At 60.7% G+C, this 25480-nt stretch carries 20 protein-coding genes and 1 pseudogene; 12 read left to right on the top strand and 9 right to left on the bottom strand.

Annotated features, from left to right (window positions below; translation table 11 throughout):
• Positions 1-16: 16 nt before the first annotated feature.
• Complete coding sequence (locus I5961_RS07085) at positions 17-2071, bottom strand: S9 family peptidase (RefSeq protein ID WP_227234747.1); 2055 nt, start codon at positions 2069-2071, stop codon at positions 17-19.
• Between the two features lie 99 nt (positions 2072-2170).
• Here I5961_RS07085 and I5961_RS07090 point away from each other — a divergent pair, with 99 nt between their 5' ends.
• The 3 genes from I5961_RS07090 to I5961_RS07100 are packed head-to-tail and all read left to right on the top strand — an operon-like array spanning position 2171 to position 4019.
• Complete coding sequence (locus I5961_RS07090) at positions 2171-2671, top strand: MFS transporter (RefSeq protein ID WP_085700623.1); 501 nt, start codon at positions 2171-2173, stop codon at positions 2669-2671.
• 16 nt (positions 2672-2687) lie between these two features.
• Positions 2688-3464 carry a class II glutamine amidotransferase gene (locus I5961_RS07095; RefSeq protein WP_085700624.1) on the top strand — a complete coding sequence of 259 codons (777 nt, stop codon included), beginning with the start codon at positions 2688-2690 and terminating at the stop codon, positions 3462-3464.
• Positions 3465-3476: 12 nt separating this feature from the next.
• Positions 3477-4019 carry a DUF2937 family protein gene (locus tag I5961_RS07100; protein WP_007956487.1) on the top strand — a complete coding sequence of 181 codons (543 nt, stop codon included), beginning with the start codon at positions 3477-3479 and terminating at the stop codon, positions 4017-4019.
• Positions 4020-4073: 54 nt separating this feature from the next.
• Here the strand turns inward: I5961_RS07100 and I5961_RS07105 are convergent.
• A pseudogene (locus tag I5961_RS07105) lies at positions 4074-4984 on the bottom strand (LysR family transcriptional regulator).
• Positions 4985-5130: 146 nt separating this feature from the next.
• Here I5961_RS07105 and I5961_RS07110 point away from each other — a divergent pair.
• From I5961_RS07110 to I5961_RS07125, 4 genes are all read left to right on the top strand, one after another.
• Positions 5131-6417 (top strand): MFS transporter, encoded by a 1287-nt coding sequence (locus I5961_RS07110; protein ID WP_085700626.1) that lies wholly within the window; start codon positions 5131-5133, stop codon positions 6415-6417.
• Between the two features lie 66 nt (positions 6418-6483).
• Positions 6484-7236 (top strand): 5-oxoprolinase subunit PxpA, encoded by a 753-nt coding sequence (locus I5961_RS07115; RefSeq protein ID WP_085605606.1) that lies wholly within the window; start codon positions 6484-6486, stop codon positions 7234-7236.
• Positions 7233-7937, top strand: coding sequence for a 5-oxoprolinase subunit PxpB (pxpB, locus tag I5961_RS07120; protein ID WP_227234749.1), 705 nt, complete (start codon positions 7233-7235; stop codon positions 7935-7937). Before I5961_RS07115 ends, pxpB begins: the two co-directional genes overlap by 4 nt.
• On the top strand, positions 7934-8857 hold the full coding sequence (locus tag I5961_RS07125; RefSeq protein WP_227234751.1) for a biotin-dependent carboxyltransferase family protein: 924 nt from the start codon (positions 7934-7936) through the stop codon (positions 8855-8857). Before pxpB ends, I5961_RS07125 begins: the two co-directional genes overlap by 4 nt.
• 128 nt (positions 8858-8985) lie before the next feature.
• Here the strand turns inward: I5961_RS07125 and I5961_RS07130 are convergent, their stop codons facing one another.
• The 3 genes from I5961_RS07130 to I5961_RS07140 all read right to left on the bottom strand — a co-directional run bounded on the left by I5961_RS07130 (position 8986) and on the right by I5961_RS07140 (position 12275).
• A complete protein-coding gene (locus I5961_RS07130) occupies positions 8986-10164 on the bottom strand; it encodes a vWA domain-containing protein (protein ID WP_007956512.1) in 1179 nt (392 codons plus the stop codon).
• 12 nt (positions 10165-10176) lie between these two features.
• Complete coding sequence (locus I5961_RS07135; protein ID WP_007911294.1) at positions 10177-11022, bottom strand: AAA family ATPase; 846 nt, start codon at positions 11020-11022, stop codon at positions 10177-10179.
• A 176-nt stretch (positions 11023-11198) separates the two neighbouring features.
• Complete coding sequence (locus I5961_RS07140; protein WP_085703806.1) at positions 11199-12275, bottom strand: DUF748 domain-containing protein; 1077 nt, start codon at positions 12273-12275, stop codon at positions 11199-11201.
• A 128-nt stretch (positions 12276-12403) separates the two neighbouring features.
• Here I5961_RS07140 and cysK point away from each other — a divergent pair, with 128 nt between their 5' ends.
• On the top strand, positions 12404-13378 hold the full coding sequence (cysK, locus tag I5961_RS07145) for a cysteine synthase A (RefSeq protein WP_227234753.1): 975 nt from the start codon (positions 12404-12406) through the stop codon (positions 13376-13378).
• A 187-nt stretch (positions 13379-13565) separates the two neighbouring features.
• The gene (locus I5961_RS07150; protein ID WP_085700631.1) at positions 13566-14504 is read left to right on the top strand and encodes an aspartyl/asparaginyl beta-hydroxylase domain-containing protein; all 939 of its coding nucleotides are present in this window, start codon (positions 13566-13568) and stop codon (positions 14502-14504) included.
• Positions 14505-14561: 57 nt separating this feature from the next.
• Here I5961_RS07150 and I5961_RS07155 read toward each other — a convergent pair whose 3' ends face one another.
• Positions 14562-14762 (bottom strand): hypothetical protein, encoded by a 201-nt coding sequence (locus tag I5961_RS07155; protein WP_227234755.1) that lies wholly within the window; start codon positions 14760-14762, stop codon positions 14562-14564.
• Positions 14759-15304, bottom strand: coding sequence for a hypothetical protein (locus I5961_RS07160; protein WP_227234756.1), 546 nt, complete (start codon positions 15302-15304; stop codon positions 14759-14761). The genes I5961_RS07155 and I5961_RS07160 overlap by 4 nt, the downstream gene beginning before the upstream one ends.
• A 451-nt stretch (positions 15305-15755) precedes the next feature.
• Between I5961_RS07160 and I5961_RS07165 the strand changes: the two genes are divergently transcribed.
• Positions 15756-16619 carry a DMT family transporter gene (locus I5961_RS07165; RefSeq protein WP_227234758.1) on the top strand — a complete coding sequence of 288 codons (864 nt, stop codon included), beginning with the start codon at positions 15756-15758 and terminating at the stop codon, positions 16617-16619.
• A gap of 57 nt (positions 16620-16676) precedes the next feature.
• On the opposite strand, the gene I5961_RS07170 is transcribed toward I5961_RS07165, so the two are convergent.
• Positions 16677-17585, bottom strand: a complete 909-nt coding sequence (locus tag I5961_RS07170) for a DMT family transporter (RefSeq protein WP_085703801.1) — start codon at positions 17583-17585, stop codon at positions 16677-16679.
• An 84-nt stretch (positions 17586-17669) separates the two neighbouring features.
• A complete protein-coding gene (locus I5961_RS07175) occupies positions 17670-19295 on the bottom strand; it encodes a methyl-accepting chemotaxis protein (RefSeq protein ID WP_085700636.1) in 1626 nt (541 codons plus the stop codon).
• Positions 19296-19710: 415 nt separating this feature from the next.
• Between I5961_RS07175 and aceK the strand changes: the two genes are divergently transcribed.
• Positions 19711-21432, top strand: coding sequence for a bifunctional isocitrate dehydrogenase kinase/phosphatase (aceK, locus tag I5961_RS07180; RefSeq protein WP_227234760.1), 1722 nt, complete (start codon positions 19711-19713; stop codon positions 21430-21432).
• Positions 21433-21537: 105 nt separating this feature from the next.
• Positions 21538-25449, top strand: a complete 3912-nt coding sequence (gene hrpA / locus I5961_RS07185) for an ATP-dependent RNA helicase HrpA (RefSeq protein WP_227234762.1) — start codon at positions 21538-21540, stop codon at positions 25447-25449.
• Positions 25450-25480 lie beyond the last annotated feature (31 nt).

The raw sequence follows: 25480 nt of genomic DNA on the forward strand, positions 1-25480 counted from the left end.
TGACCGGCGGAGTTCCTCAGGCAATGCCCAGAACCTTGAAAACAAATGCGTATTCGAGCGCTACGTCACGTAATCCCTGATAACGCCCGCTCATCCCGCCGTGGCCGGCGCCCAGTTCGGTCTTGAGCAGCAGCAGATTGTCATCGGTCTTGGTTGCGCGCAGCTTCGCGACCCACTTGGCGGCTTCCCAGTACTGCACGCGGCTGTCGTTGTAACCGGCGATCACCAGTGTCGCGGGATAAGCCTGGGCGGTGACATTTTCGTATGGCGCGTAAGCCTTGATCCGCTCGTAGACCTCCGGCTCTTCGGGATTGCCCCACTCGTCGTATTCAGTGACGGTCAGCGGCAGATCCGGGTCGAGCATGGTGTTGAGCACATCGACGAACGGCACTTCGGCAATCGCCACGCCGAACAGATCCGGACGCTGGTTGAGCACCGCGCCGATCAGCAGTCCTCCGGCGCTGCCGCCGCTGATCGCCAGTTGTGGTGCGGTGGTGATGCCGTTGAGGATCAGGAATTCGGCGCAGGCAATGAAGTCGCTGAAGGTGTTGTGCTTGTGCTCCTGCTTGCCGGCGCGGTACCAGGCCTCGCCCAGTTCGCCGCCGCCACGCACGTGGGCGATGGCGAATGCCATGCCGCGATCCAGCAGGCTCAGGCGAGCGTGGGAGAACCACGGATCGAGGCTCGAACCGTAGGCGCCGTACCCGTACAGGTACAGCGGCACCGCTTTGCCGACCATTTCCCGTTTCATCACCACACTGATCGGCACCTGGGTGCCGTCCGGCGCAGTGGCCCACAGGCGTTGGCTGACGTAGGCGTCGGCGTCGAACGGACCGAGCACCGGGGTTTCCTTGAGCACGGTCTGTTCGCCGGTGGCGAGAATCAGTTGCCGAACCTGAGCCGGACGGTTCAGCGCTTCATAGCGCAGGCGAATGCGGTCGCTTTCGAACTCCAGGCTGTTTTGCACGTAGAGACTGTAGGCCGCGTCCGGCAATTGCACGCGATAAGGCGCCAGACCGTGTGGGCGAACTTCGATGATCGGCAGACCACCTTCGCGCAGGCTCAGGGTCAGGGCTTCGGAATTGAGGGTCACGCCATCGAGCATCACCGAATCGCTGTGCGGGATCAGGTTCTGCCAGTCGGCTTCGCTCGGCGCGATGCCGGTGTCCGGCGCCTGATACAGGGCGAAGTTGATGCCGTCTCGGTTGGTGCGGATGAACCAGGTCCATTCGCCATCGAGTTTGCCGTGGTCGACGTCGTACTCGTGATCCTCGACCCGTGGCGCCAGGCAAGTGAACGGTTGGTGCGGCTGATTGGCGTCCAGCGCCCAGACTTCGCTGGTGGTCTTGCTGCCAAGCGACAGCAGCAATTGCTGTTCGGAGCTGGCGCGGTAGCAATGCAGGAAGAAACGCCCGTCCGGTTCGTGGAACACTTCTTCGGCGGCAGTACCGTCGAGGCGATAGCGGAACAGCTTGTGCGGGCGATGGGTATCGTCGAGCACACCGAAAAACAGTGTCAGGCTGTCATTGGCCCACGTCATGCTGCCGTCGCAGTCCTGGAATTCCAGTTCGCTGACGCGTTCGCTGGACAATTCCTTCACGAACAGCGTGTAAATCTCGTCGCCCGAGGCATCGACGCTGTAGGCCAGGCGCTGGTGATCCGGGCTGATGCTGAACGCGCCGAGGGAGAAAAAGCCGCCGTTGGCCAGTGCATTCGGGTCGAGCAGCAGCTGTTCGCGGCTTTCGTCGAGGGTCAGGCTGTCGTCGGCCGGGCGTGGGCAACGGTAGTGACGGGCGTATTCGTCACCTGCAGTGGTGCGGGTGTAATACAGATACGGGCCCCATGGCGACGGCAGGGACAGGTCGGTTTCAAGGATCCGGCCCTTGATCTCCTCGAACAGGGTTTCGCGCAACTCTGCCTGATCGGCGGTCTGTGCCTGTTGATAGTCGTTTTCAGCCTTGAGGTAGTCGAGCACCGCGTCGGTGTCGCGTTCCTGCAGCCAGGCGTACGGGTCGTGACCGGCAGCCTTGTGGGCAATCGGGGCGCTGATGACGTTGGCGGATACGGGCATGGAAAGCTCTCGGACATGACAAATAAGGGCCGCACGGACGGCGGGGAAGCCTGACGTGCGAAAAGTCGTTACTATAAGCGCCTCTTTGCCTGCCTTGCCATGGACACCATGACCGAGAACGACTATCTGATCGCCTGGGGCCTTTACGCCTTTGCCGCCGTGGGCTGCCTGCTGGTGTGGATGCGCATGACCCGCTGGATGTGGCGCTGGTTGCGCGAGCCGCTGCGTGTATTGATGGCGGTGTTGCTGTTCAGCCCGACCATCATTGACCCGGTAAAGGAAAAATTCGCCCCGGCCATCGCCATCACCGTGCTGGATCTGGCGTTCAAGGTCGGCAACAACGCCTGGCGCGCGATTTCCGAACTGCTCATGTACGCCATGATCGCGTTCGGCCTGTACCTGATTTTCGTGCTGATCCGCTTCCCGATCGAGCGCGCGTCGAACGCTCGCAAGGAGCAGGCCGAAGCCGCTCGCGCAGCCGCCCGTGCCGAAGATGAGCGTGACGGCGATCAACCGTTCGGCGGCGCCGGCGATGATCGTTATGGCCGCCCACCGCTGCCGAGCAATCCGCAGCGTCGGCGCGTCGAGCCGCGTCTGTGATCACGAGAGTCCGCACATGTGTGAATTACTGGGCATGAGTGCCAACGTGCCGACCGACATCGTGTTCAGCTTCACCGGGCTGATGCAGCGCGGCGGTCGCACCGGCCCGCACCGCGACGGCTGGGGTATCGGTTTCTATGAAGGGCGCGGCTTGCGCCTGTTCCAGGACCCGGCGGCCAGCAGCGAATCGGAAGTGGCCAATCTGGTGCAGCGCTATCCGATCAAGAGCGAAGTGGTCATCGGTCATATCCGTCAGGCCAACGTCGGCAAGGTCTGCCTGTCCAACACCCACCCGTTCGTCCGCGAACTGTGGGGGCGCAACTGGTGCTTCGCGCATAACGGCCAGCTCGCCGATTTCTCCCCGATCAAGAGTTTCTACCGCCCGGTCGGCGATACCGACAGTGAAGCGGCGTTCTGCGATTTGCTCAACCGCGTACGTGCAGCGTTTCCGGAACCGGTCGATGTCGAAGCGCTGCTGCCGGATCTGGTCGCGGCCTGCGCCGAATACCGCAGCAAAGGCGTGTTCAACTGCCTGCTCAGCGACGGCGACTGGCTGTTCTGCTATTGCTCGACCAAACTGGCACAGATCACCCGTCGCGCACCGTTCGGCCCGGCGCGGCTCAAGGACGTCGATGTGATTGTCGACTTCCAGGCCGAAACCACGCCCAACGACGTGGTCACGGTGATTGCCACCGAACCCTTGACCGAAAACGAAACCTGGACCCGCTATGAGCCGGGCCAATGGAGCCTGTGGCGACGCGGCGAATGCGTCAGCCAGGGCACGACCGAATAAGGATTTCCCCGAATGTTGCTCAGTTATCTACGGCTGGTGTTGTTTGCGGCGGGCCTGTTGATCGGTGTCCAGGTGCCCGGCTTCATCAACGATTACGCCAAGCGGGTCGAAGCGCACCTGATCGAGGCGCAGACCGGTCTGCGCGGTTTCCAGGGCACCGCCGAGCAGTTTTTCAAGGGTGATATCCAGGCGCTGGTCGCTCACTATCGCGCCAGCGAAGACCCGGTGTTTCGCAGCGATGCCGACAGCCTGAGCACTTTGCTCAATCGCCAGCTGGCGCTGGACAAGCAATTCCAGGCGATGCAAGGCCCGTGGTACATCCGCTTCCTGCAAGTGGTGCTGGCCGCCGACCCGGACATCCGCAAGGAAACCTGGAACGGCTACAGCTACCAGATCCTGCTGACGCCGGAAGCGATGATCTGGGGCATGAGCGGCGCGTTGCTGCTGTCGTTCGGCCTTGAATGCCTGTTTCGTCTGATCGACTGGGTGGTGCTGGGCGGCAAGCGCCTGCGCCAGAGCCGGCCGATCGAAGACCGGGATGTGCGCGGGCTCTGAGCCTTATGAAGATCGTTCCCGCGTCGAGGCGTCGAAACGTCCGCGTGGGAACGATCAACTCAGAACGATGTAATCCGTGCCGACCTTGCGCGCGTACCCCCCCAACACCTGCTGACACAGCGTCACAATCTCCTCGACCCATTCCACGCCCACCCGCCACGACACCACCACCTGCAGATTCGGCGGGCGCTGTTCGATGTCGAGCAGGGTCAGTTCGCCCCGCGCCAGTTCCTCGGCCACCAGCACCGGCGGCAACGCGCCAATGCCGAACCCGTCGCGCAACAGCCGGGTGATCGCCGACACCGAATTCACACAGTTCAAGCGTGGCGCCAACATGCCTTGGGCCTGCATCAGCGCCAGAATGTCCTGATGTGGCCGGGAGTTTTTCGAGTAGGTGATGATCCGCTCCTGCGCCAGGTCGGCGAGGCTTTGGTAGTCGCGGTTGTAGATCGAGTTACTGGCCACGATCCAGCCGATGGGGTGGCTGGCCAGTTCCAGGCTGCGCACGCTTTCATGGCGCACCAGATCGGTTTGCAGGATCAGATCGAGAAAGCCTTTTTGCAGCTGATCGCAGAGGTTCAGCGAGGTATCCGCCACCAGCTCGATTTCCACCCGTGGGTACAGATCGGTCATCTGCGCCACCAGCGGGCTGAGCCAGGTGTGAATGACCGTGTCCATCACCCCGATGCGCACCCGGCCGACCTTGCTCGATCGGGTCTCGATCGACTGCTTCAGCGCCTGCATCGTGTCGAGCATCTGCTCGGCATAGTCCAGCACTTTCAAACCTTCGGGCGTCAGGCTGACGCCGCGTGAATCACGCACAAACAGCTTCACCCGAGCTCGCCTTCGAGCACCGCGATCCGGCTGGAGATCGAGGCCTGGGTGGTGAACAGCTTGTCAGCGGTCAGGCGAAAACTTTTCAGCCGGGCGACCCAGACGAAGGTTTCGAGAAACTTCAGGTTCATGGCAACAAATTTTTCTTATGTCTTGGGCGGGTTTTTATTCGTTGGACGCGACCGGGTGACGCACCCAAGAATCGACGCATCCGGTTCCCACGATAGGCGTCGTCGGAGCTTCGAACAAGACCAATAAAAGCCTGCGGAGACATGCCATGAGTGCGCCCGACACCCTCGACCTCCCCAAGACCACGGCCCGTCCCGGCCCGTTCGACTGGTATCGCAACATCAATCAGCAGGAGCGCCGGACGTTCTGGAGCTGCAAGATCGGCTACGGTCTGGACGGCATGGACACCCAGATGCTCAGCTTCGTGGTGCCGACCCTGATCGCGATGTGGGGCATCACCACCGGTGAGGCCGGGTTGATTCACACCAGCACGCTGATCGCCTCGGCCATCGGCGGTTGGGTGGCGGGGATTCTCTCCGACCGCATCGGCCGCGTGCGCACTCTGCAACTGACGGTGCTGTGGTTTGCCTTCTTCACTTTCCTTTGCGGTTTCGCCCAGAACTACGAGCAACTGCTGATCGCCCGCACTCTGATGGGCTTCGGTTTCGGCGGTGAATGGACTGCCGGCGCGGTGCTGATTGGTGAAGTGATTCGCGCCAAGGACCGCGGCAAGGCGGTCGGTATGGTGCAATCCGGCTGGGCGCTGGGTTGGGGGCTGACGGCAATTCTGTATGCGCTGCTGTTCTCGGTGTTGCCGCCGGAAGACGCTTGGCGCGCACTGTTCATCCTCGGCATCGTGCCGGCGGTGTTCGTGATTTTCGTCCGGCGTCTGGTGAAAGATCCGGAGATCTACCGCGAAGCCAAGGCCAGACAAACCCCGGAAAGCCCTTCGAAGTTCTACGAGATCTTCGCCCCCGGCATTCTCTTCACCACGATCCGCGCCTCGCTGCTGACCACCGGCGCCCTCGGCGGTTACTACGCAATCACTTCCTGGCTGCCGACTTTTCTGAAGAATGAACGCGGCTTAAGCGTACTCGGCACCGGCGGTTATCTGGCGATGGTGATCATCGGTTCCTACGCCGGCTATGTGATCAGCGCCTATTTGACCGACCTGTTGGGCCGCAAGAAGAACTTCATCCTGTTCGCGGTCGGCTCGTTCACCATCGTTCTGCTCTACACCCAATTGCCGGTCAGCAACGGCGTGATGTTGTGGCTGGGCTTCCCTCTGGGCTTCTTCGCCTCGGGGATTTTCAGTGGCATGGGCGCGTTTCTCACCGAGCTGTTTCCAACCCGGATTCGCGGGTCGGGGCAGGGCTTCTGCTACAACATCGGCCGGGCGCTGGCGGCATTGTTCCCGCTGCTGATCGGCTTGCTCAGCCAGAAAGTGCCGCTGAGCGTAGGCATCGGTGCCTTTGCGGCGGTGTCCTACGGCGTGGTGATTCTCGCGGCGTTGAGCCTGCCGGAAACCCGTGGCAAACAACTGGACGCGCAGTAACTGATAACCTGCGGGGCACTGTCTGTCCCACGGCAAAAAAAGAAAAGAACTACAGGAGTGTTCACCGTGAGCCGCCTGCTATTGAACTGTGACATCGGCGAGAGCTTCGGCAGCTGGACCATGGGTCTGGACGCGGAGGTCATGCCCTTCATCGATTGCGCCAACATTGCCTGCGGTTTCCACGCCGGCGATCCGGGCATCATGCGCAAGACCGTCAGCCTGGCCCTGAGCCATGGCGTGCAGATCGGCGCGCATCCGGCCTATCAGGATCTGGTGGGGTTCGGCCGACGTTCCATGGCCTACACCGCCCAGGAACTGCAAGACATCCTGCATTACCAGATCGGGGCCCTGGACGGCATTTGCCGCGCCCAGGGTGGCAAAGTCAGTTACGTCAAACCCCACGGCGCGATGTACAACGACATGATGGCCAACCCGGCGCAGTTGCGAGCGGTGATTCAGGCTGTCGCGGCTTACGACCGCAGCTTGCCGCTGATGCTGATGGCCACCCGCGACAACACGGCCGCGCAACAGCTCGGCGATGAATACGGCGTGACCCTGTGGTTCGAAGCCTTCGCCGACCGCGCCTACGACAGCGCCGGCCGACTGGTCTCGCGGCAGCTGCCGGGTGCGGTGCACCACGATTCCGAAACCATCATCGGGCAAGCGCTGACCATCGCCCGTGGCGACAACCTCACCGCCAGCGACGGCAGCGCGCTGCACCTGCAAGCCAACACGTTGTGCGTCCACGGTGACAACGCCAGTTCAGTGGCCGCCGTGCAACGCATTCGTCAGGCCCTGAACGAGCAGAGCGCGCCATGAATCCGCGGGTGGAAGTGGTGGCGCTGGATTGCCTGATGCTGCGCCTGTTCGATGAAATCGCCGAAACCAACATGCCGTGGATGCTCGCCGCCAGTGAGCGCTTACGCACAGTGTTCGGCGAAAAACTGATCGATCTGGTGCCCTCGTACACCACGTTGATGGTGCATTACGACCTGACCGGATTGAATCCGAATCAGGCTCGGGAGTTGATTGCCGAAGCCTTGATCGACCTGTCGCCGGATGCGCGCACCGGCGGCCAGCGTCATGTGCTGCCGGTCTGGTACGACCTGAGTGTCGGCCCGGAACTGAGCTTGCTGTCGCAACGCAGCGGTTTGTCGGTGGAAGAAGTGATTCGCCGTCACAGTGCTCGGGAATATCAGGTGTTCGCGCTCGGTTTTGCACCGGGGTTTGCCTTTATGGGGCTGGTGGAAGAAGTCCTCGCGGCACCGCGTCTGAACACCCCACGCAAGAAAGTCGCCGCCGGCAGCGTCGGCATTGCCGAACGGCAGACAGCGGCGTATCCGGTGGTGTCACCCGGTGGCTGGAACCTGATCGGTCGCACACCGGCAAAACTGTTCGACCGTGAGCGCGATGGCTACAGCCTGATGCAGCCCGGCGATACCGTGCGTTTCGAAGCAGTGAGCCACGCCGAATTCATCCGTCTTGGCGGTGACGACACGCCTCTGGAGGCCTTGGCATGAGCCGACTGACAATTGAGGCGAGTACGCCGCTGTGCCTGTTACAGGACGCCGGGCGGTTTGGCGTGCGCCATCTGGGCGTGACCCAGGGCGGCGCGGCGGACTGGCGGTCGATGGCCTGGGCCAACTGGCTGCTGGGCAACGGGCTGGATTTGCCGGTGATCGAAATCACCCTCGGCGGTTTTACGGTGGTGGCTGAAGAAGATTGCCTGCTGGCATTGGCGGGTGCCGATCTTGGCGCGCAGATCGACGGTGAGGCGTTGGCGCCGTGGCGCAGTTTCAAACTGCGCAAAGGGCAGACCTTGAAGTTCACCCAGCCGTTGCTGGGCGCGCGGGCCTATCTGGCGGCGCCCGGCGGTTTCAGTGCGCCGAAAGTGCTGGGTAGCAGTGCCACGGTGGTCCGTGAGGAACTGGGTGGTCTCGATGGTTTCGGCTTGCCATTGGCCAAGGGCGCCTCGCTGAGTTATCAGGGCGAAACCCTATTGATGCGTGAGGTTCCGGCACAGCATCTACCGGACCTGCGCCTCGACGCGCCGCTCGATCTGGTACTCGGCGCGCAGATCGGTCAGTTCAGCGGGCAGAGCCTGTTCGATGCATTCAACAAGGCCTGGACGCTGGACAGTCGCGCCGATCGCATGGGCATTCGCCTGTTGGGGACGGCGTTGCAGTATCAGGGCAAGCCGATGATTTCCGAGGGCATTCCGCTGGGCGCGGTGCAAGTGCCGCCGGATGGGCAGCCGATCGTGTTGCTCAATGACCGGCAGACCATTGGCGGTTATCCGCGACTGGGCGCGTTGACGCCGTTGGCACTGGCGCGTCTGGCACAGTGTCTGCCGGGAGCGAAGGTCAGGTTGCGCCCGGTGGTGCAGGAAGTGGCACATCGGGAACACGTCGGGTATCTGAAGCGCTTTATCGATCGCTGAAAGCATCGTCGGAACGCCGCCCGGAGCAAGCCCCTCCCACAGTGTTCGAGATGTACACGAAATTCATGTACACCACCGATACCTGTGGGAGCGGGCTTGCCCGCGATAGCGTCAGTGCAGGCAGCCGATTATTTGGACAAAAACCGCATCCCTTCTTCCAGACCGCGCAACGTCAGCGGATACATCTGATCCTCGATCAAGTCCCGAACGATATTGGTCGACGATGTGTAGCCCCACGTATCTTTCGGATAAGGATTGATCCAGATGAGCTTCTTGTACTTCTCCATGAAGCGCTGCATCCACACGTAACCCGGCTCTTCGTTCCAGTGCTCGACGCTGCCGCCGGCCTGGGTGATTTCATAGGGTGCCATCGCGGCGTCACCGATGAAGATCACTTTGTAGTCGGCACCGTACTTGTGCAGCAGATCCTGGGTCGACGTGCGCTCGGAGGTGCGGCGCATGTTGTTCTTCCAGACCGATTCATAAATGAAGTTGTGGAAGTAGAAATACTCCAGGTGCTTGAACTCGGTCTTGCAGGCCGAGAACAGTTCCTCGCAGATCTTCACGTGGGCGTCCATCGAACCGCCGATGTCGAACAGCAGCAACAGCTTCACCGTGTTGCGCCGTTCCGGGCGCATCTGGATGTTCAGCAGGCCGGCGTCCTTGGCGGTGTGGTCGATGGTGCCGTCGATATCCAGCTCTTCCGCTGCGCCCTGGCGAGCGAATTTGCGCAGGCGGCGCAGGGCGACCTTGATGTTGCGGGTACCCAGCTCCACAGAGTCGTCGAGGTTTTTGTACTCGCGTTGATCCCAGACTTTCACCGCTTTGCCCTGGCGCTTGCCGGCATCGCCGACCCGGATGCCTTCCGGGTTGAAACCGCCGGAGCCGAACGGACTGGTGCCGCCGGTGCCGATCCATTTGTTGCCGCCGGCGTGGCGCTCCTTCTGTTCTTCCAGGCGTTTCTTGAACTCTTCGATCAGCTTGTCCAGACCGCCGAGGGACTGGATCTGCGCGCGTTCCTCGTCGGTCAGCGAGCGCTCGAACTCCTTGCGCAGCCAGTCTTCGGGGATCAGCGCCTGCAAGTGATCGTCGAGCTTTTCCAGGCCATTGAAGTAGGCACCGAACGCGCGGTCGAACTTGTCGAAATGCCGTTCGTCCTTCACCAGGATCGCCCGGGACAAGTAGTAGAACTCGTCCATGTCAGCGAAGGTCACGCGCTGTTTCAACGCGTTGATCAGGTCGAGCAACTCGCGCACCGACACCGGCACCTTGGCTGCACGCATTTCATTGAACAGGTTGAGCAACATGGCATCAGCCTCTTAGCGGGTGCCGCGACGGCTCATGAACGCCAGGCGCTCAAGCAGTTGCACGTCCTGTTCGTTCTTTACCAGCGCACCGGCCAGCGGCGGGATGGCTTTGGTCGGATCGCGCTCGCGCAGCACGGCTTCGCCGATGTTGTCGGCCATCAGCAGTTTCAGCCAGTCCACCAGCTCGGAGGTCGATGGCTTCTTCTTCAGGCCCGGCACCTTGCGCACGTCGAAGAACACGTCCAGCGCTTCGCTGACCAGATCCTTCTTGATGTCCGGGTAGTGAACATCGACGATTTTCTGCAGGGTGGTGCGGTCGGGGAAGGCGATGTAGTGGAAGAAGCAGCGGCGCAGGAACGCGTCCGGCAGCTCTTTCTCGTTGTTGGAGGTAATGATGATGATCGGACGCTTCTTGGCTTTGATGGTCTCGTCGATCTCGTAAACGTAGAACTCCATCTTGTCGAGTTCTTGCAGCAGGTCGTTGGGGAACTCGATGTCGGCCTTGTCGATTTCGTCGATCAGCAGAATGACGCGTTCTTCGGACTCGAACGCTTCCCAAAGCTTGCCCTTCTTCAGGTAGTTGCGCACGTCGTGGACTTTTTCATTGCCCAGTTGCGAGTCGCGCAGACGGCTGACCGCATCGTACTCGTACAGACCCTGATGGGCCTTGGTGGTGGATTTGATGTGCCAGGTGATCAGCTTGGCGCCGAACGATTCGGCCAGTTGCTCGGCGAGCATGGTCTTGCCGGTGCCCGGTTCGCCCTTGACCAGCAGCGGCCGCTCCAGGGTGATGGCGGCGTTGACCGCCAGCTTCAGGTCATCGGTGGCGACGTAGGCCTGGGTGCCTTCGAACTTCATCTGCTAATCCTCGAACGGTAACGCCGACCTGAGCGGGCAGGGCGGGGGCGAAATAATCGGATGCCCGACTATAACGCGCGGCCCGGTCAACTGTGAACGCAGACGGCTTATTCAGTCTCTGAATGGGGCGTCACATGTTGACTCGGTTTCAGCCGAGGGCCAGTTGAACAAGTGCGCTAACCCGCATCCGGCTTCGGCCGTTCATACCGCGCATTGAACGCCTGGATGAATCCATTGCGCAAAATCTGCAAAAACGCTTCGAATGCGCTGATATCTTGCTGGTGCACGCTGCCGCTGAGTTCGACCCGGGTGGCGAACTGGTTCTTGCCCTGGTTTTTCAGCACGGTTTCGGTGCCACCGACCAGTGCTTCCCAGATTGAGCGGAAGATCCCCTTGTTCTTGTTCTCGACATCCTGCTGCCAGTTGAATACGTCGACGTCGCGCAGCAGCGGTTTGATGTAGCCCTTGAGTTGGCCGTTGGTGGCGGCGGCTTCGATGACCACGTCGCCGTGGCCGGCGTTGAAGTCGAATTTGCCGTAGGCCGAGGCGAAGTCGTTCATGCGCTTGAGTTCGATGTCCCGGGCCCGCAGGCGAAATTCGAAGTCTTCGAAGTTGCTCAACGGGTCGAAGGTGGCGCTGGTTTCCAGCGGCGCATGGCCCAACAGCAGGGCTTTGCCTTCGAAGCTAGCGTCACGCTTGCCTTCCTTGTCGACCACGTTGGTCAGGTTGTAAATGCTGGCGTCGACATTGGTCGCATTCATGTTTACCGGTGGTTTGGAGTTGAAGTTGCGAAAGCTGATACGGCCATCGTTGATCTGCACCTCGTCGAGGGTGATCGGCAGCAATTTGCTCAACTGCTCGCGCCAGTCGGTGCCTTGACCGGTCTGGGAGCTCTGCTTGTTGGCGCCGCCATCAACGAAGTTCACCTGAGGTTTGAAGAATTTCACCTGCGCCACGACAGCATGGTCATACCAAAGCGAGTGCCAACTGACAGACAGGTCGATAACCGGCGCATCGACGAATGGCACCGGTACCTTGCCGTCGGCCTTGACGATTTTCAGGCCATTGATCTTGTACGCGCCGCGCCAGAGCGCCAGGTCGACGTCGGTGATCTGGCCGCGGTAGTCGCCCATGTTGGCCAGTTTGTCATTCAAGTAATCACGCACGAGGTAGGGCAGGGCGATGTGCAGGGCGACCAGTAATACAACGAGAGTGGCGAAAATCCACAATGGCCAACGGTAGCGACGCTTCATGGCAGCAAATTCCGAACGGTGTAAAGCGATTGACTGCCGCTTGCCGCAGACGTTCGGCCCGACTGGACTGAGAAGGGCAACAGGCTTACCTTGGAGCGCTGAATTCAACGCTGCACAAGGACCCAGCCATGAGCCGTATTTTTGCTGACAACGCCCATTCCATCGGTAACACGCCGCTGGTGCAGATCAACCGCATCGCGCCCCGTGGCGTGACCATTCTGGCCAAGATCGAAGGTCGCAACCCGGGCTACTCGGTCAAGTGCCGGATCGGCGCCAACATGATCTGGGACGCCGAAAGCAGCGGCAAACTCAAGCCGGGCATGACCATCGTCGAGCCGACCTCCGGCAATACCGGCATCGGTCTGGCTTTCGTGGCTGCCGCTCGTGGTTACAAATTGCTGCTGACCATGCCGGCCTCGATGAGCATCGAGCGACGCAAGGTGCTCAAGGCGCTGGGCGCCGAGCTGGTGTTGACCGAGCCCGCCAAGGGCATGAAGGGTGCCATCGAAAAGGCCGCGGAGATCGTTGCCAGCGATGCGGGCAAATATTTCATGCCGGCCCAGTTCGACAACCCGGCCAACCCGGCCATCCACGAAAAAACCACCGGCCCGGAAATCTGGAACGACACCGATGGCGCCGTTGATGTGCTGGTGGCGGGCGTCGGTACCGGCGGAACCATTACTGGTGTGTCGCGGTATATCAAGAATACGGCGGGCAAACCGATTCTGTCGGTGGCAGTGGAACCGGTGTCTTCTCCGGTGATCACCCAGGCGCTGGCAGGCGAAGAAATCAAGCCGAGCCCACACAAGATTCAGGGCATCGGTGCCGGCTTTGTGCCGAAGAACCTTGATCTGTCGATGGTTGACCGGGTCGAGCTGGTGACCGATGAGGAGTCCAAGGCCATGGCCCTGCGCCTGATGCAGGAAGAGGGGATCCTGTGCGGGATTTCCTGCGGTGCGGCCATGTCGGTGGCGGTGCGCCTGGCGGAAACCCCGGAAATGCAGGGCAAGACCATTGTCGTGGTGCTGCCCGATTCCGGTGAACGCTATCTGTCGAGCATGTTGTTCAGTGATCTGTTCACCGATCAGGAAAACCAGCAGTAAGTGGCGCGTTGATTCAGGTCAGCCAGGGTTCAGGATTGTTATGTTAAGAAATGCTTTGTTGCGCAATTCTTAACACTGAATCTTGGGTCGGGCGGGTTTTTCCCGGAGCCGGTAGTGTTTATCATGGCCGGCCGCCATCTCGGGCAAATGACATGGCGTGGCGTTGTCTTATTTCAAGGAGTTGTTGATGACCTTTTCGTTAGCCGCCAAGGTGTCGGTGTTGCTGCTGTTTGTGGGCAGCATCCTCTACGTGCATTTGCGCGGCAAGGCGCGTTTGCCGGTGCTGCGTCAGTTCGTCAACCATTCGGCGCTGTTCGCACCCTACAACGCCTTGATGTACCTGTTCTCGGGCGTGCCATCCAAACCGTATCTGGATCGCAGCAAGTTTCCGGAACTGGACGTGTTGCGCGATAACTGGGAGACCATTCGCGACGAGGCCATGCACTTGTTCGACGAGGGCTATATTCGCGCCGCCGAGAAGAACAACGATGCCGGTTTTGGTTCGTTCTTCAAGAAGGGCTGGAAGCGTTTCTACCTCAAGTGGTACGACAAACCGCTGCCATCGGCCGAAACCCTGTGCCCGAAAACCGTGGCGCTGGTCAGTGCCATCCCCAACGTCAAAGGCGCGATGTTTGCGTTGTTGCCGGGGGGCAGTCATTTGAACCCGCACCGCGATCCGTTCGCCGGTTCCCTGCGTTATCACCTGGGCCTGTCGACGCCGAACTCCGACGATTGCCGGATTTTTGTCGACGGTCAGGTCTACGCCTGGCGCGACGGTGAAGACGTGATGTTCGACGAAACCTACGTGCACTGGGTCAAGAACGAAACCGAACAGACCCGGGTGATCCTGTTCTGCGACATCGAACGTCCGCTGAGCAATCGTCTCATGACCCGCATCAACCGCTTCATCAGCGCCTGGCTGGGCCGTGCCACGGCACCGCAGAACCTCGACGACGAGCGCGTCGGCGGGATCAATCAGGCTTACGCGTGGAGCAAGAACTTCAGCGACAAGTTCAGCGGTAAGGTCAAACAGTGGAAACGCCGCAATCCAAAGGCCTACCGCGTGATGCGGCCGGTGCTGGCGGTGGTGGTGCTGACGTTGCTGGGGTATTGGCTGTTTGGTTGAGGCTGGATTTGAAAACATGAAACCGCTCCTTGTGAGCGGTTTTTTATTTTTTCTGAATCAGGGACGGCCCGCCAGCAAGCTTGGTTCATCGATGGCTGTGCCGGTTGCAATGATCTGTAAGAGCCGCCTTTGACTGGCTGTCAGCCCCGTCAGATTAGAATCCTCCCTCAATGCATGCGCTTTTTTCTTTCTGGGGGACTTTTTTATTTCTTTGCGCATGTTCCCACCTTGGTTGATCAATATTTGAGCGTTTTTCACAATACTAGGCTCCCTACTGTTTTGACAAGACGGCCCTCGTTATCCAAACCAAAGCCGAGTTGTTCGTAAATTGGTATTGCTCCCTGGAATGGTTCTTGAACCTCGATCAAGCTGCCTCCAATGATGCGGGCGTATTGCTCTATAACCAGAACGGATAACGGTGCAACACGGTTCTTCAATGGATGAGTTTCTGTGGGTCGCCCCTCCAGTCGTACGATTCGAATGCGTTGCCGACTTTTATTCGGGTTGGCAAAGCAAAGTCCGCACAGTTCGGATTCAAACCAGATCGCGATGTCGAGAGCGAGAGGTTCGCGCGATTTCCATCCAATGACTTCTTCCCATGAAAAATGCGGGCTCTTCCAACACTCGAAAGCACTCAGCGCCAACGAGTCGATGGGTTCGAAACGTATTTTCGAAAGGTCAAGTGTTGTGGGGCCAGCCATCTCCAGGTCAGTCTGGAGTTGAGTCGTGGCAAGACGGGCAAGCTTCCTGGCTTGCGATTTATACAACTGATACCGCAGATGATTGCGTTCCCTTGGCATATGATTTCGAGCATTCCATGTCTCCCCATCAGTGGGTGTAGCCGTTGCTCGACAGACTATTCAGCTCTCGTCCACCCGTCGCTGGAGGCCCTTTGCCCAAAACGTTGCAATCCATGTCGCGGGCTGGTTATAGTCGGCGCTCGTGAGTCGCACGACTCACTGTCCAACCCTCCAAAAAAGATCAGCCCAGATGCCTGCATCCCCCATCAACGCGGTAGTCGATTCAGCGGTCAACGCTGGCGTCGTGCCGTGCGGGAATCAGCAGCCTGTGCAGATCAGTCATTACCCTCCACCTGTCAGTAGCACGCCGGTGTGCGCAGTCGTATCAGCGCCGGGCGTTGGTGTTTCGGGCTGATCGGCGTTTTCTGCTGACCCCTGTGCCCGCCTGAAAAAACCTACTGAATTTCAGCTTCGGCTGAGTTGGCTATTTGCCTGACTACAGGTGGTATTCATGTTTGTCCTTTCGAAAAAGTCCGCGCTCGCGGCCGCGTCCACGAGCCTGTTCGTTCTGCTGTGGAGCAGCGGGGCGATCTTCTCCAAATGGGGCCTGGCTCACGCTTCACCGTTTGCCTTTCTGCTGATGCGTTTTGTGATTGCGCTGTGCGGACTGGTGCTGTTGGTGCCGTTGCTCAAGTTGAAGTTGCCCAAGGGCGGCAAGCCGATGCTGTACGCGATGGCCACCGGCGTGGTGCTGTTGGGTGCCTATCAGATCTTCTATTTGCTGGCGCTGGACCTGAAGGTCACCCCCGGCGTGATGGCGACCATCATGGGCGTGCAGCCGATCCTAACGGTGGTGATCATGGAGCGGCAGCGCTCGGTGAGCCGGATGTTCGGTCTGGCACTGGGATTGGCCGGTCTGATCATGGTGGTTTATCAAGGCATCGGCCTGGCCGGCATGTCGCTGGCGGGGATGCTGTTCGGTCTGCTCGCGCTGGCAAGCATGACCTTCGGCTCGATCATGCAGAAACGCATCACCGACAATCCCCTCGGTACGCTGCCGGTGCAGTACCTGGCCGGTCTGCTGCTGTGCGGGATATTCGTGCCGTTCCAGCCATTTCACTTCGAGCACAGCGCCGGTTTCATCGTGCCGGTGTTGTGGATGGGACTGGTGGTGTCCGTGCTGGCGACGTTGCTGCTGTACCGGCTGATCGCCCGGGGCAATCTGGTGAATGTCACCAGTCTGTTCTATCTGGTGCCGGCCGTGACGGCGGTGATGGATTACCTGATTTTCGGTAATCGCCTGGCCGCGTTAAGCGTACTGGGGATGCTGTTGATCATCGTCGGTCTGGTGTTCGTGTTCCGTAAATCGGCTTAACCGCCACGCATGAAAAAGGCCCGGGAGGAAACTTCCGGGCCTTTGTGCGTCTGCCAATCAGCGGGTGGCGATTTCTGCCGACTTCACCGCCGCGGGTTTCAACACCAGCCACAGCGCAACCGCGATCAACACCCCGCCATACACGTGGGCCATCGACAGCGGTTCATCGAGAAACAGCGCCCCCCACAACACGCCGAACGGCGGAATCATGAAGGTCACGGTCATCGACTTCACCGGCCCGATGGAACTCAGCAGGCGGAAGTAAATGATGTAGGCAAACGCCGTGCAGCCCAGACCCAGGCCCAGCAGCGACAGCCAGACATTCCAGCCACCCCAGCTCACCGGCGGCGCAGTGATGACGCTGTAACCGAACAGCGGCAACAGAAACAGGGTCGCACCGAGCATGCTGCCCAGCGCCGACAGACGACTGTCGAGCCCGCCGGCCTGATCCAGCCAGCGTCGGGCAAGGAACCCGGCGAAGCCATAGCAGGTCGTTGCGAGCAGGCAGGCCACCGCGCCCATCAGCAGGTGCAGATCGAACGCGACCGGGCCGGCGCGGGTCAGCACGCCCACCCCGAGCAGACCGAGGAACACGCCGGCGAGTTTGGCCAGCGTGAGTTTTTCACTGAAGAACAATCCGCCGATCAACACCCCCATCAATGGCGTGGTGGCGTTGAAGATCGCCGAATACCCGGCGGGCAGAACCTGAGCGGCGACGGAGTACATGGTTGCCGGGAGGCCCGAGTTGATAACACCCAGCAGCATCACGGTCTTGAGTTTGCCTTTGAAATCCCAGCTGATGCGCATCAGACCGAGGATCACCAGCAGGCCGACGGCGGCAATCGAAACGCGGAAGAATCCGGTCGGAACCGTACCGATCGCGGGAGCGATGATGCGCATGAACAGGAAGCTTGCGCCCCAGATGGCAGCCAGCGACAACATGCGGAAAATATCGACAGGGCTCACGGGCCACTCCTTCCTTGATCGGGACGAGAGTGTTGCCGAGGGCCCCGGCGATGGCAACCGTTAATCAGGCATTTAATGTTCTGATCAGATCACGAAACGCGTCACTAGGCCGTTGAGGTCGACGGCCAGCCGCGACAGTTCCTGACTGGCGGCAGACGTCTGGGTTGCTCCGGCAGCGGTCTGGGTCGACAGATCGCGGATGGTCACCAGGTTCTCGTCGACTTCCCGGGCCACCAGCGCCTGTTGCTCGGCGGCGCTGGCGATGACCAGATTGCGCTGGTTGATCTGCGAGATCGACGCGGTGATTTTCTCCAGTGCATGGCCGGCGCTGTTGGCACGGCGCAGGGTTTGGCTGGCCTGCTCGGCGCTGTTTTGCAATGCATCGACGGTGGCTCCGGTGCCTTGCTGGATGCTGCTGATCATCAGCTCGATTTCTTCGGTGGAGTTCTGCGTGCGCTGGGCCAGCGAGCGAACCTCGTCGGCGACTACCGCAAACCCGCGTCCGGCCTCACCGGCCCGCGCCGCTTCAATGGCGGCGTTCAGGGCCAACAGATTGGTCTGCCCGGCGATGCCGCGAATCACCTCCAGAACCTTACTGATGTCCTGGGCCTGAGTCGCAAGGCCCTCGGCCTGTTCGGAGGCGCCGAGCACGGCGCTGACCAGTTCCTGAATCGAACTGATGGTCTCACTGACCTGCACATGCCCGTGCTTGCTGTCCTCGTTCGAGGCTTCGGACGCCTCGGCGCTGGACACCGCATTGGCGGCCACTTCATCGACCGCCGTGCTCATTTCAGTGACCGCCGTGGCGGCTTGCTCGATCTGGTCGTTCTGCTGTTGCAGGCCGCGGGTGCTCTGTTCCATCACCGAACTCATTTCCTCGGCGGCGGAGGCCAGTTGTTGGGCCGACTCGCTGATGCCGCGAATGGTCGAGCGCAGATTGCCCTGCATTTCGGCCAGCGCCGTGAGCAACTGCGCCGCTTCGTCCCGGCCGTCGCTGTCGATGCGACCGCTGAGGTCTCCCGAAGCAATTCGCCGTGCCACGTTCAGCGCCTGATTGATCGGCGCGGTGATGCTGCGTGTCAGCAGCCAGGCCAGCAGTAACGTGGCAATCAGGGCGATGACGATGATCGTGGCGACAATCCACAGCGCCTGCTGATACATCGCCGCTGCGGACTTGGCCGCGGCATCCGCGCCCTGCTGATTGAGGGTGATCATCTGCTCCAGGGTTTTGTCGAGCACCGTGCCCTGCGGCGCCAGTTCATTGTTCAGGCGCGTGTAGGCCTGTTCGTTCTGTCCGGCGTCGATCTGTTTGATGATCTGGTCGAGGATGCTCAAGTACTTGGCCGTATCGGCGCTCAGACCTTCCAGCATCGTCTGTTCCTGATCGCTGGTGATCAGGGCTTTGTGGTCGTCGAGGCGCTTGAGCAGTTCCTGGCGTTGCACGGTAAGCAGGCCCTTGCTGCGTTCGCGAACGGCCGCCTGAGTGCTGGTGATCAGGCGCAGGGATTCGAGACGGATGCTGGCGATGTTAGCCGCTGTGTCATGGATGCTTTCGATGCTGGGCATCCACGACTCCTCGATCACCGCCGCGCTCTCGCGCAGGGTTTTCATCTGGCCCAGCCCGAACAGGCCGACCACCACCAGCAGACTGGCCAGAACGGCAAAACACAAACTGGCGCGCAAACCGATACGCAGATTCCGGATAGACATCAATGTGCTCCTTAGGATGAGAGAGAGGATGTCCTCGTGAACCGAGGATCTTGTTGTGAGGCGGGTAATGGCGGGGTGTATATCAAAGTGCCATCATCTTGGTAAGGCCGGACTGATATTCGAGGCCGCACGAAGTCGGCAGGCGTGGTCAATCAGGGAAAGCCGCGAACTAGAGATGTCGCTGAGCAATTGGATCCCAACCCCAACGAAACCGCGGGCTGGCGCCGGGATGGTCAGAGAGCGGTGCGAGACGTTAATTGACCAAACGGTCGATTAAAAAAACTTTGATAAAAACTGTGTCGCTGTACAACCCGGTCGAGGATTTGGCAGAAATTGCGCTTCTCCTGCGCCCGCTTCCGTGGCTAAGCTCAGGCCTTCGAGCACAGATTCTCCAATTCCCGCAGAGGTCTCATCTATGCCGCAGCAATGGCCAGCCACCGAAATCGCCCGCCTGATCCTCGATGGCTTTGACGATTACCGCGAGCATTTCCGGCGAATCACCGACGGCGCCCGGGAGCGCTTCGAGCAGGCCCGCTGGCAGGACACGCAAACGGCGTCGGCCGCGCGGATCAACCTCTACGAAGAAAAGGTCGGTGAAACCGTCGCCCGCCTGCGCGAATATTTCGAGCCGGACACCTTGATGGACGTCACCTGCTGGCCACTGGTGAAAAGCGCCTACATCAGCATCATCGACCTGCGTTTTGACGATGAGCTGTCCGAGACCTGGTACAACTCGATTTTCTGCAGCCTGTTCAGCCACGACCTGATCAGCGACGGTTGCATGTTCATCCACACGACGCGCCCGAGCCTGCGCCGGGCACGAGCCGCGCAAACACGCACCTATAAACCGCAAGGGCAGATATCGGGCATGCTCGCGAGCATCTTTGCCGATTACCGCTTCAGCGAGGCCTATGCCGATCTGCCCGGCGACTTGCAGCGTCTGGAAGCGCAACTGCGCGAGAATCTGCCGGACTGGGTGTGCAAGGATCCAGAGCTGAGCGTCGAGCTGTTTTCCTCGGTGCTGTACCGCAACAAGGGCGCGTACCTGGTCGGACGCATCTACACCAACGACGATCAATGGCCGCTGGTGATTCCGCTGCTGCACCGCGAGGGGCGCGGGATTCAGATCGACGCATTGATCACCGACGAAGCGGAGGTGTCGATCATCTTCTCCTTCACCCGTTCGTATTTCATGGTTGATGTGCCGGTGCCGGCGGAGTTTATCGGATTCCTCAAGCGCATCCTGCCGGGCAAGCACATCGCCGAGCTGTACACCTCGATCGGCTTCTACAAGCACGGCAAGTCCGAGTTCTACCGTGCCCTGATCAATCACCTGGCCAATACCGACGACCAGTTCATCATGGCGCCTGGCGTGCGTGGCATGGTCATGAGCGTGTTCACGTTGCCGGGCTTCAACACCGTGTTCAAGATCATCAAGGACCGCTTCTCGCCGTCGAAAAACGTCGACCGCGCCACGGTGATCGAGAAGTATCGACTGGTAAAAAGCGTCGACCGCGTCGGGCGCATGGCCGATACGCAGGAATTCGCCGACTTCCGTTTTCCCCTGAGCAAGTTCGAGCCGGCGTGCCTGGCGGAATTGCTGGAAGTTGCGCCGTCCACGGTGTCGCTGGAAGGTGAAACCGTACTGATCCGCCACTGCTGGACCGAGCGCCGGATGACGCCGCTGAACCTCTACCTCGACAATGCCAGTGAAGCCCAGGTGCGCGAAGCACTGGAAGACTATGGCCTGGCGATCAAGCAACTGGCGGCAGCCAACATCTTCCCGGGCGACATGCTGCTGAAGAACTTTGGTGTCACCCGCCATGGTCGGGTGGTGTTCTACGACTACGACGAAATCTGTTTCCTCACCGAAGCCAATTTCCGCCACATCCCGGCACCGCGCACGCCTGAGGACGAAATGGCCTCCGAGCCGTGGTACTCGATCGGGCCGCTGGACGTTTTTCCCGAAGAGTTTCCGCCGTTTCTGTTTGCCGATACCAAGCAGCGCAAACTGTTCGATCAGTTGCATGGCGAGTTGTACAACGCCGATTACTGGAAGGGACTGCAGGAGGCGATCAGGGCCGGGAAAGTGATCGATGTTTTCCCTTACCGTCGTAAAGGCCTCGATAACGAATAACCTGTTACTGATCGTTCCCAGGCTCTGCGTGGGAACGATCACAGTCAGGCGTAAATCTGCGACAATCGCGTCCTTGCGCCACTAGACGACCGAATTGCGTACCCGATGACCGACGAATCGCCCTCCATCGACAAACTGCTGAAAAACCTCGATCACGCCATGCTCGCCGACCGCCACCGGCTGCGGCGGCAATTGCTTGAGCTGCGCAAGAAACCCGACGAGGCCAAGCTGGCCCAGTGGGTGGCGCGCATGCAGGCGTCCTGCGATCAGGTGCTGGCGCGCAAGGCCAGCCTGCCGGTGATCCGTTACGACGACAGCCTGCCGATTGCGGCCAAGCGTGACGAAATCAAAAAGGCGCTGGAAAAGCATCAGGTGCTGATCATCGCCGGCGAAACCGGCTCGGGTAAAACCACCCAGTTGCCGAAAATCTGCCTGGAGATCGGTCGCGGCCAACATGGCCTGATCGGTCACACCCAGCCTCGCCGGATCGCGGCGCGCAGTGTGGCCAGCCGGGTTGCCGAGGAGCTCGGCACGCCGCTGGGCGCGCTGGTCGGCTATCAGGTGCGCTTTGAAGATCAGAGCGATTCCAACACCCTGATCAAGTTGATGACCGACGGCATCCTGCTGGCGGAAACCCAGAACGACCGCTACCTCGAACGCTACGACACGATCATCGTCGACGAAGCCCACGAACGCAGTCTGAACATCGATTTCCTGCTCGGTTACCTGAAAACCCTGCTGCCGCGTCGCCCGGACCTGAAAGTCATCATCACCTCGGCGACCATCGATCTGGAGCGCTTTTCCAAGCACTTTGACGATGCGCCGATTGTCGAAGTGTCCGGCCGCACCTTCCCGGTGGAAACCTGGTATCGCCCGCTGACCCTGGAGCAGGACGAAGAGGGCAACCGCGTCGAGGACGACCTGACCGTGGATCAGGCGATCCTCGCCACCCTCGACGAAATCGCCGCGTATGAACGCAGCGAACGCCGCAGTCCTGGCGATGTGCTGGTGTTCCTGCCCGGCGAGCGCGAGATTCGCGACGCCGCCGACATGCTGCGCAAGGCCCAGCTCAAGCACACCGAAATCCTGCCGTTGTACGCGCGCCTGTCGCCGGCCGAACAACAGCGGATCTTCCAGTCGCATCCGGGACGTCGCGTGGTGCTGGCGACCAACGTTGCCGAAACCTCGTTGACCGTGCCGGGCATCCGGTACGTGATCGACAGCGGCACTGCGCGCATCAGCCGCTACAGCTATCGCGCCAAGGTCCAGCGCCTGCCGATCGAAGCGATCTCCCAGGCCAGCGCCAACCAGCGTAAAGGTCGCTGCGGCCGGGTCGAGCCGGGCATCTGTGTGCGCTTGTACAGCGAAGAGGATTTCCTCGGTCGTCCGGAATTTACCGATCCGGAAATCCTGCGCACCAACCTCGCGGCGGTTATTTTGCAGATGCTCCATCTGCGCCTCGGCGAGATCACCGCGTTCCCGTTCATCGAGCCGCCGGACGGCAAGGCGATCAGCGACGGTTTCAACCTGCTGCAAGAATTGTCGGCGGTGGATCGCAACAATCAGTTAACCCCGCTTGGTCGTCAACTGGCGCGCCTGCCGGTGGACCCGCGCATGGGCCGCATGCTGCTCGAAGCGGCGAAGCTCGGCAGTTTGCAGGAAGTGCTGATCGTCGCCAGCGCCATGTCGATTCAGGACCCGCGCGAGCGTCCGCCGGAGCGTCAGCAGGCGGCTGACCAGGCCCACGCGCAGTGGAAGGACGCCGATTCGGACTTTGCTGCTCTGGTCAATCTGTGGCGCGGTTTTGAAGAGCAGCGCCAGGCGCTGACGGCGAGCCCGCTGCGTAACTGGTGCCGCAAGAATTTCCTCAACTACCTGCGCCTGCGCGAGTGGCGCGATTCCCATCGTCAGTTGAGCCTGATCTGCCGCGACTTGCAGCTGAGCCTGAATAAGGAGCCGGCGGATTATCCGAAACTGCACAAAGCGGTGCTGGTCGGCCTGCTCAGCCAGATCGGCCAGAAAACCGAAGACGGCGATTACCTTGGCGCCCGTCAGCGGCGGTTCTGGATTCATCCGTCGTCGGGCATCGGCAAGAAGCGCCCGCAGTGGGTAATGACCGCCGAACTGGTGGAAACCACCAAGCTGTACGCGCGCATGGTGGCGAAGATCGACGCCGACTGGATCGAACCGCTGGCCAGGCACCTGATCAAGAAGAACCACTTCGAACCGCACTGGGAGAAGAAGCGCGGCCAGGTCGTCGCGTTCGAACAGATCACTCTGTTCGGGCTGATCGTGGTCGGCCGGCGACCGGTGCATTACGGCCCGGTGGATCCGGTGGTTTCGCGGGAGCTGTTTATCCGTGAAGGCCTGGTGCGGGGCGAGATTCAGTCACGGGCCAAATGCCTGAGCGCCAACAAGCAATTGCTCGAACAGCTCGACGAACTGGAAGCCAAGGCCCGCCGGCGGGACATTCTGGCCGACGAAGAAACCCTTTACGCGTTCTACGACGCGCGACTGCCGGCGGAGATTCACCAGACCGCAACGTTCGACAGTTGGTATCGGGTCAACAGCCAGAAAGACCCGCAGTTGCTGATCATGCGCGAGGAAGACGTGCTGGCGCGCGAAGCCAGCGAAGTCACCGCGCAGCATTACCCGGATACCCTGCACATCGGCGATCTGGAACTGGCCCTGAGTTATCACTTCGAACCGAACCACCCGCGTGACGGCGTGACCCTGCGGGTGCCGGCGCCGCTGTTGCCGATGCTGCCGCCGGAACGTCTGGAATGGCTGGTGCCGGGGCTGATCGAGGCCAAGTGCATTGCGCTGGTGCGCAACCTGCCCAAGGCCTTGCGCAAAAACTTCGTGCCGGTACCGGACTTCATCAAGGCCGCGCTGCAACGCATGACCTTTGCCGAAGGTTCGTTGCCGCAGGCGCTGGGCCGTGAACTGCTGCGCATGACCGGCGCGCGGGTCAGCGACGAAGCCTGGGCCGAAGCGGCGCAGCAGGTTGAAAGCCATTTGCGGATGAACCTGGAAATCGTCGATGGCCAAGGCAAGTTCCTCGGCGAAGGACGGGATCTGGCGGAGCTGACCGCGCGTTTCGCTGAAGCCAGCCAGGCTGCTTTGGCCGTGCCGCAGAGCGCGAAGAGCCAGCAACCGGTGGAGGCCAAGGTCTTCGCGCCGGTGGCGGAAAAGACTCAGCAGAAGATTGCCGGGCTGTCGATGACGGTGTACCCGGCGTTGGTGGAAGAGGGCGGTACGGTCAAGGAGGGTCGTTTCTCGACCCCGGCCGAAGCCGAATTCCAGCATCGCCGCGCCTTGCAGCGCCTGCTGATGCAGCAACTGGCTGAACCTGCGAAGTTCCTGCGCGGCAAGTTGCCGGGCCTGACCGAACTGGGCCTGCTGTACCGCGAACTGGGTCGGGTCGATGCGCTGGTGGAAGACATTCTGCTGGCCAGCCTCGACAGCTGCATTCTCGATGGCGAAGACCCGTTGCCGCGTGACGGCGCCGGGCTGGCGGCACTGGCTGAGCGCAAACGCGGCAACTGGACCGAGCACGCCGAGCGGGTGGCACGCCTGACCCTGGAAATCCTCAAGCTCTGGCACGGTCTGCAAAAGCGCTTCAAGGGCAAGATCGATCTGGCCCAGGCGGTAGCGCTTAACGACATCAAGCAGCAGCTCAGTCATCTGGTGTATCCGGGCTTCGTCCGGGAAACGCCGATGGTGTGGCTCAAGGAGTTGCCGCGTTACCTGAAAGCGGTCGAACAGCGTTTCGAGAAGCTGGGCGCGCAGGTGCAGAAGGATCGAGTGTGGAGCGGCGAACTTGCCGGGCTCTGGACGCAATACCAGACCCGCGTCGCCAAACATGCACAGGAAGGCAAACGTGATCCGCAGCTTGAGCTGTATCGCTGGTGGCTGGAGGAGTATCGGGTTTCGCTGTTTGCCCAGCAGTTGGGAACGAAAGTGCCGATCTCCGACAAACGGCTGAACAAGCAGTGGAGCCAGGTAGAACCCTAGCGAGTGCCTGATCGCTCCCACGCTCTGCGTG

This window comes from Pseudomonas sp. IAC-BECa141 (assembly GCF_020544405.1).
In the GTDB taxonomy this organism is placed as follows: domain Bacteria; phylum Pseudomonadota; class Gammaproteobacteria; order Pseudomonadales; family Pseudomonadaceae; genus Aquipseudomonas.

What these genes read in the sequence shown, in the direction of transcription:
- I5961_RS07100 (WP_007956487.1), top strand. Translation starts at nt 3,477, where the DNA reads ATGTTGCTCAGTTATCTACGGCTGGTGTTGTTTGCGGCGGGCCTGTTG.
- I5961_RS07085 (WP_227234747.1), bottom strand. Translation starts at nt 2,071, where the DNA reads ATGCCCGTATCCGCCAACGTCATCAGCGCCCCGATTGCCCACAAGGCT.
- I5961_RS07140 (WP_085703806.1), bottom strand. Translation starts at nt 12,275, where the DNA reads ATGAAGCGTCGCTACCGTTGGCCATTGTGGATTTTCGCCACTCTCGTT.
- I5961_RS07165 (WP_227234758.1), top strand. Translation starts at nt 15,756, where the DNA reads ATGTTTGTCCTTTCGAAAAAGTCCGCGCTCGCGGCCGCGTCCACGAGC.
- I5961_RS07125 (WP_227234751.1), top strand. Translation starts at nt 7,934, where the DNA reads ATGAGCCGACTGACAATTGAGGCGAGTACGCCGCTGTGCCTGTTACAG.
- I5961_RS07160 (WP_227234756.1), bottom strand. Translation starts at nt 15,304, where the DNA reads ATGCCAAGGGAACGCAATCATCTGCGGTATCAGTTGTATAAATCGCAA.
- I5961_RS07110 (WP_085700626.1), top strand. Translation starts at nt 5,131, where the DNA reads ATGAGTGCGCCCGACACCCTCGACCTCCCCAAGACCACGGCCCGTCCC.
- I5961_RS07175 (WP_085700636.1), bottom strand. Translation starts at nt 19,295, where the DNA reads ATGTCTATCCGGAATCTGCGTATCGGTTTGCGCGCCAGTTTGTGTTTT.
- I5961_RS07130 (WP_007956512.1), bottom strand. Translation starts at nt 10,164, where the DNA reads ATGTTGCTCAACCTGTTCAATGAAATGCGTGCAGCCAAGGTGCCGGTG.
- pxpB (WP_227234749.1), top strand. Translation starts at nt 7,233, where the DNA reads ATGAATCCGCGGGTGGAAGTGGTGGCGCTGGATTGCCTGATGCTGCGC.
- cysK (WP_227234753.1), top strand. Translation starts at nt 12,404, where the DNA reads ATGAGCCGTATTTTTGCTGACAACGCCCATTCCATCGGTAACACGCCG.
- I5961_RS07150 (WP_085700631.1), top strand. Translation starts at nt 13,566, where the DNA reads ATGACCTTTTCGTTAGCCGCCAAGGTGTCGGTGTTGCTGCTGTTTGTG.
- I5961_RS07090 (WP_085700623.1), top strand. Translation starts at nt 2,171, where the DNA reads ATGGACACCATGACCGAGAACGACTATCTGATCGCCTGGGGCCTTTAC.
- hrpA (WP_227234762.1), top strand. Translation starts at nt 21,538, where the DNA reads ATGACCGACGAATCGCCCTCCATCGACAAACTGCTGAAAAACCTCGAT.
- aceK (WP_227234760.1), top strand. Translation starts at nt 19,711, where the DNA reads ATGCCGCAGCAATGGCCAGCCACCGAAATCGCCCGCCTGATCCTCGAT.
- I5961_RS07135 (WP_007911294.1), bottom strand. Translation starts at nt 11,022, where the DNA reads ATGAAGTTCGAAGGCACCCAGGCCTACGTCGCCACCGATGACCTGAAG.
- I5961_RS07095 (WP_085700624.1), top strand. Translation starts at nt 2,688, where the DNA reads ATGTGTGAATTACTGGGCATGAGTGCCAACGTGCCGACCGACATCGTG.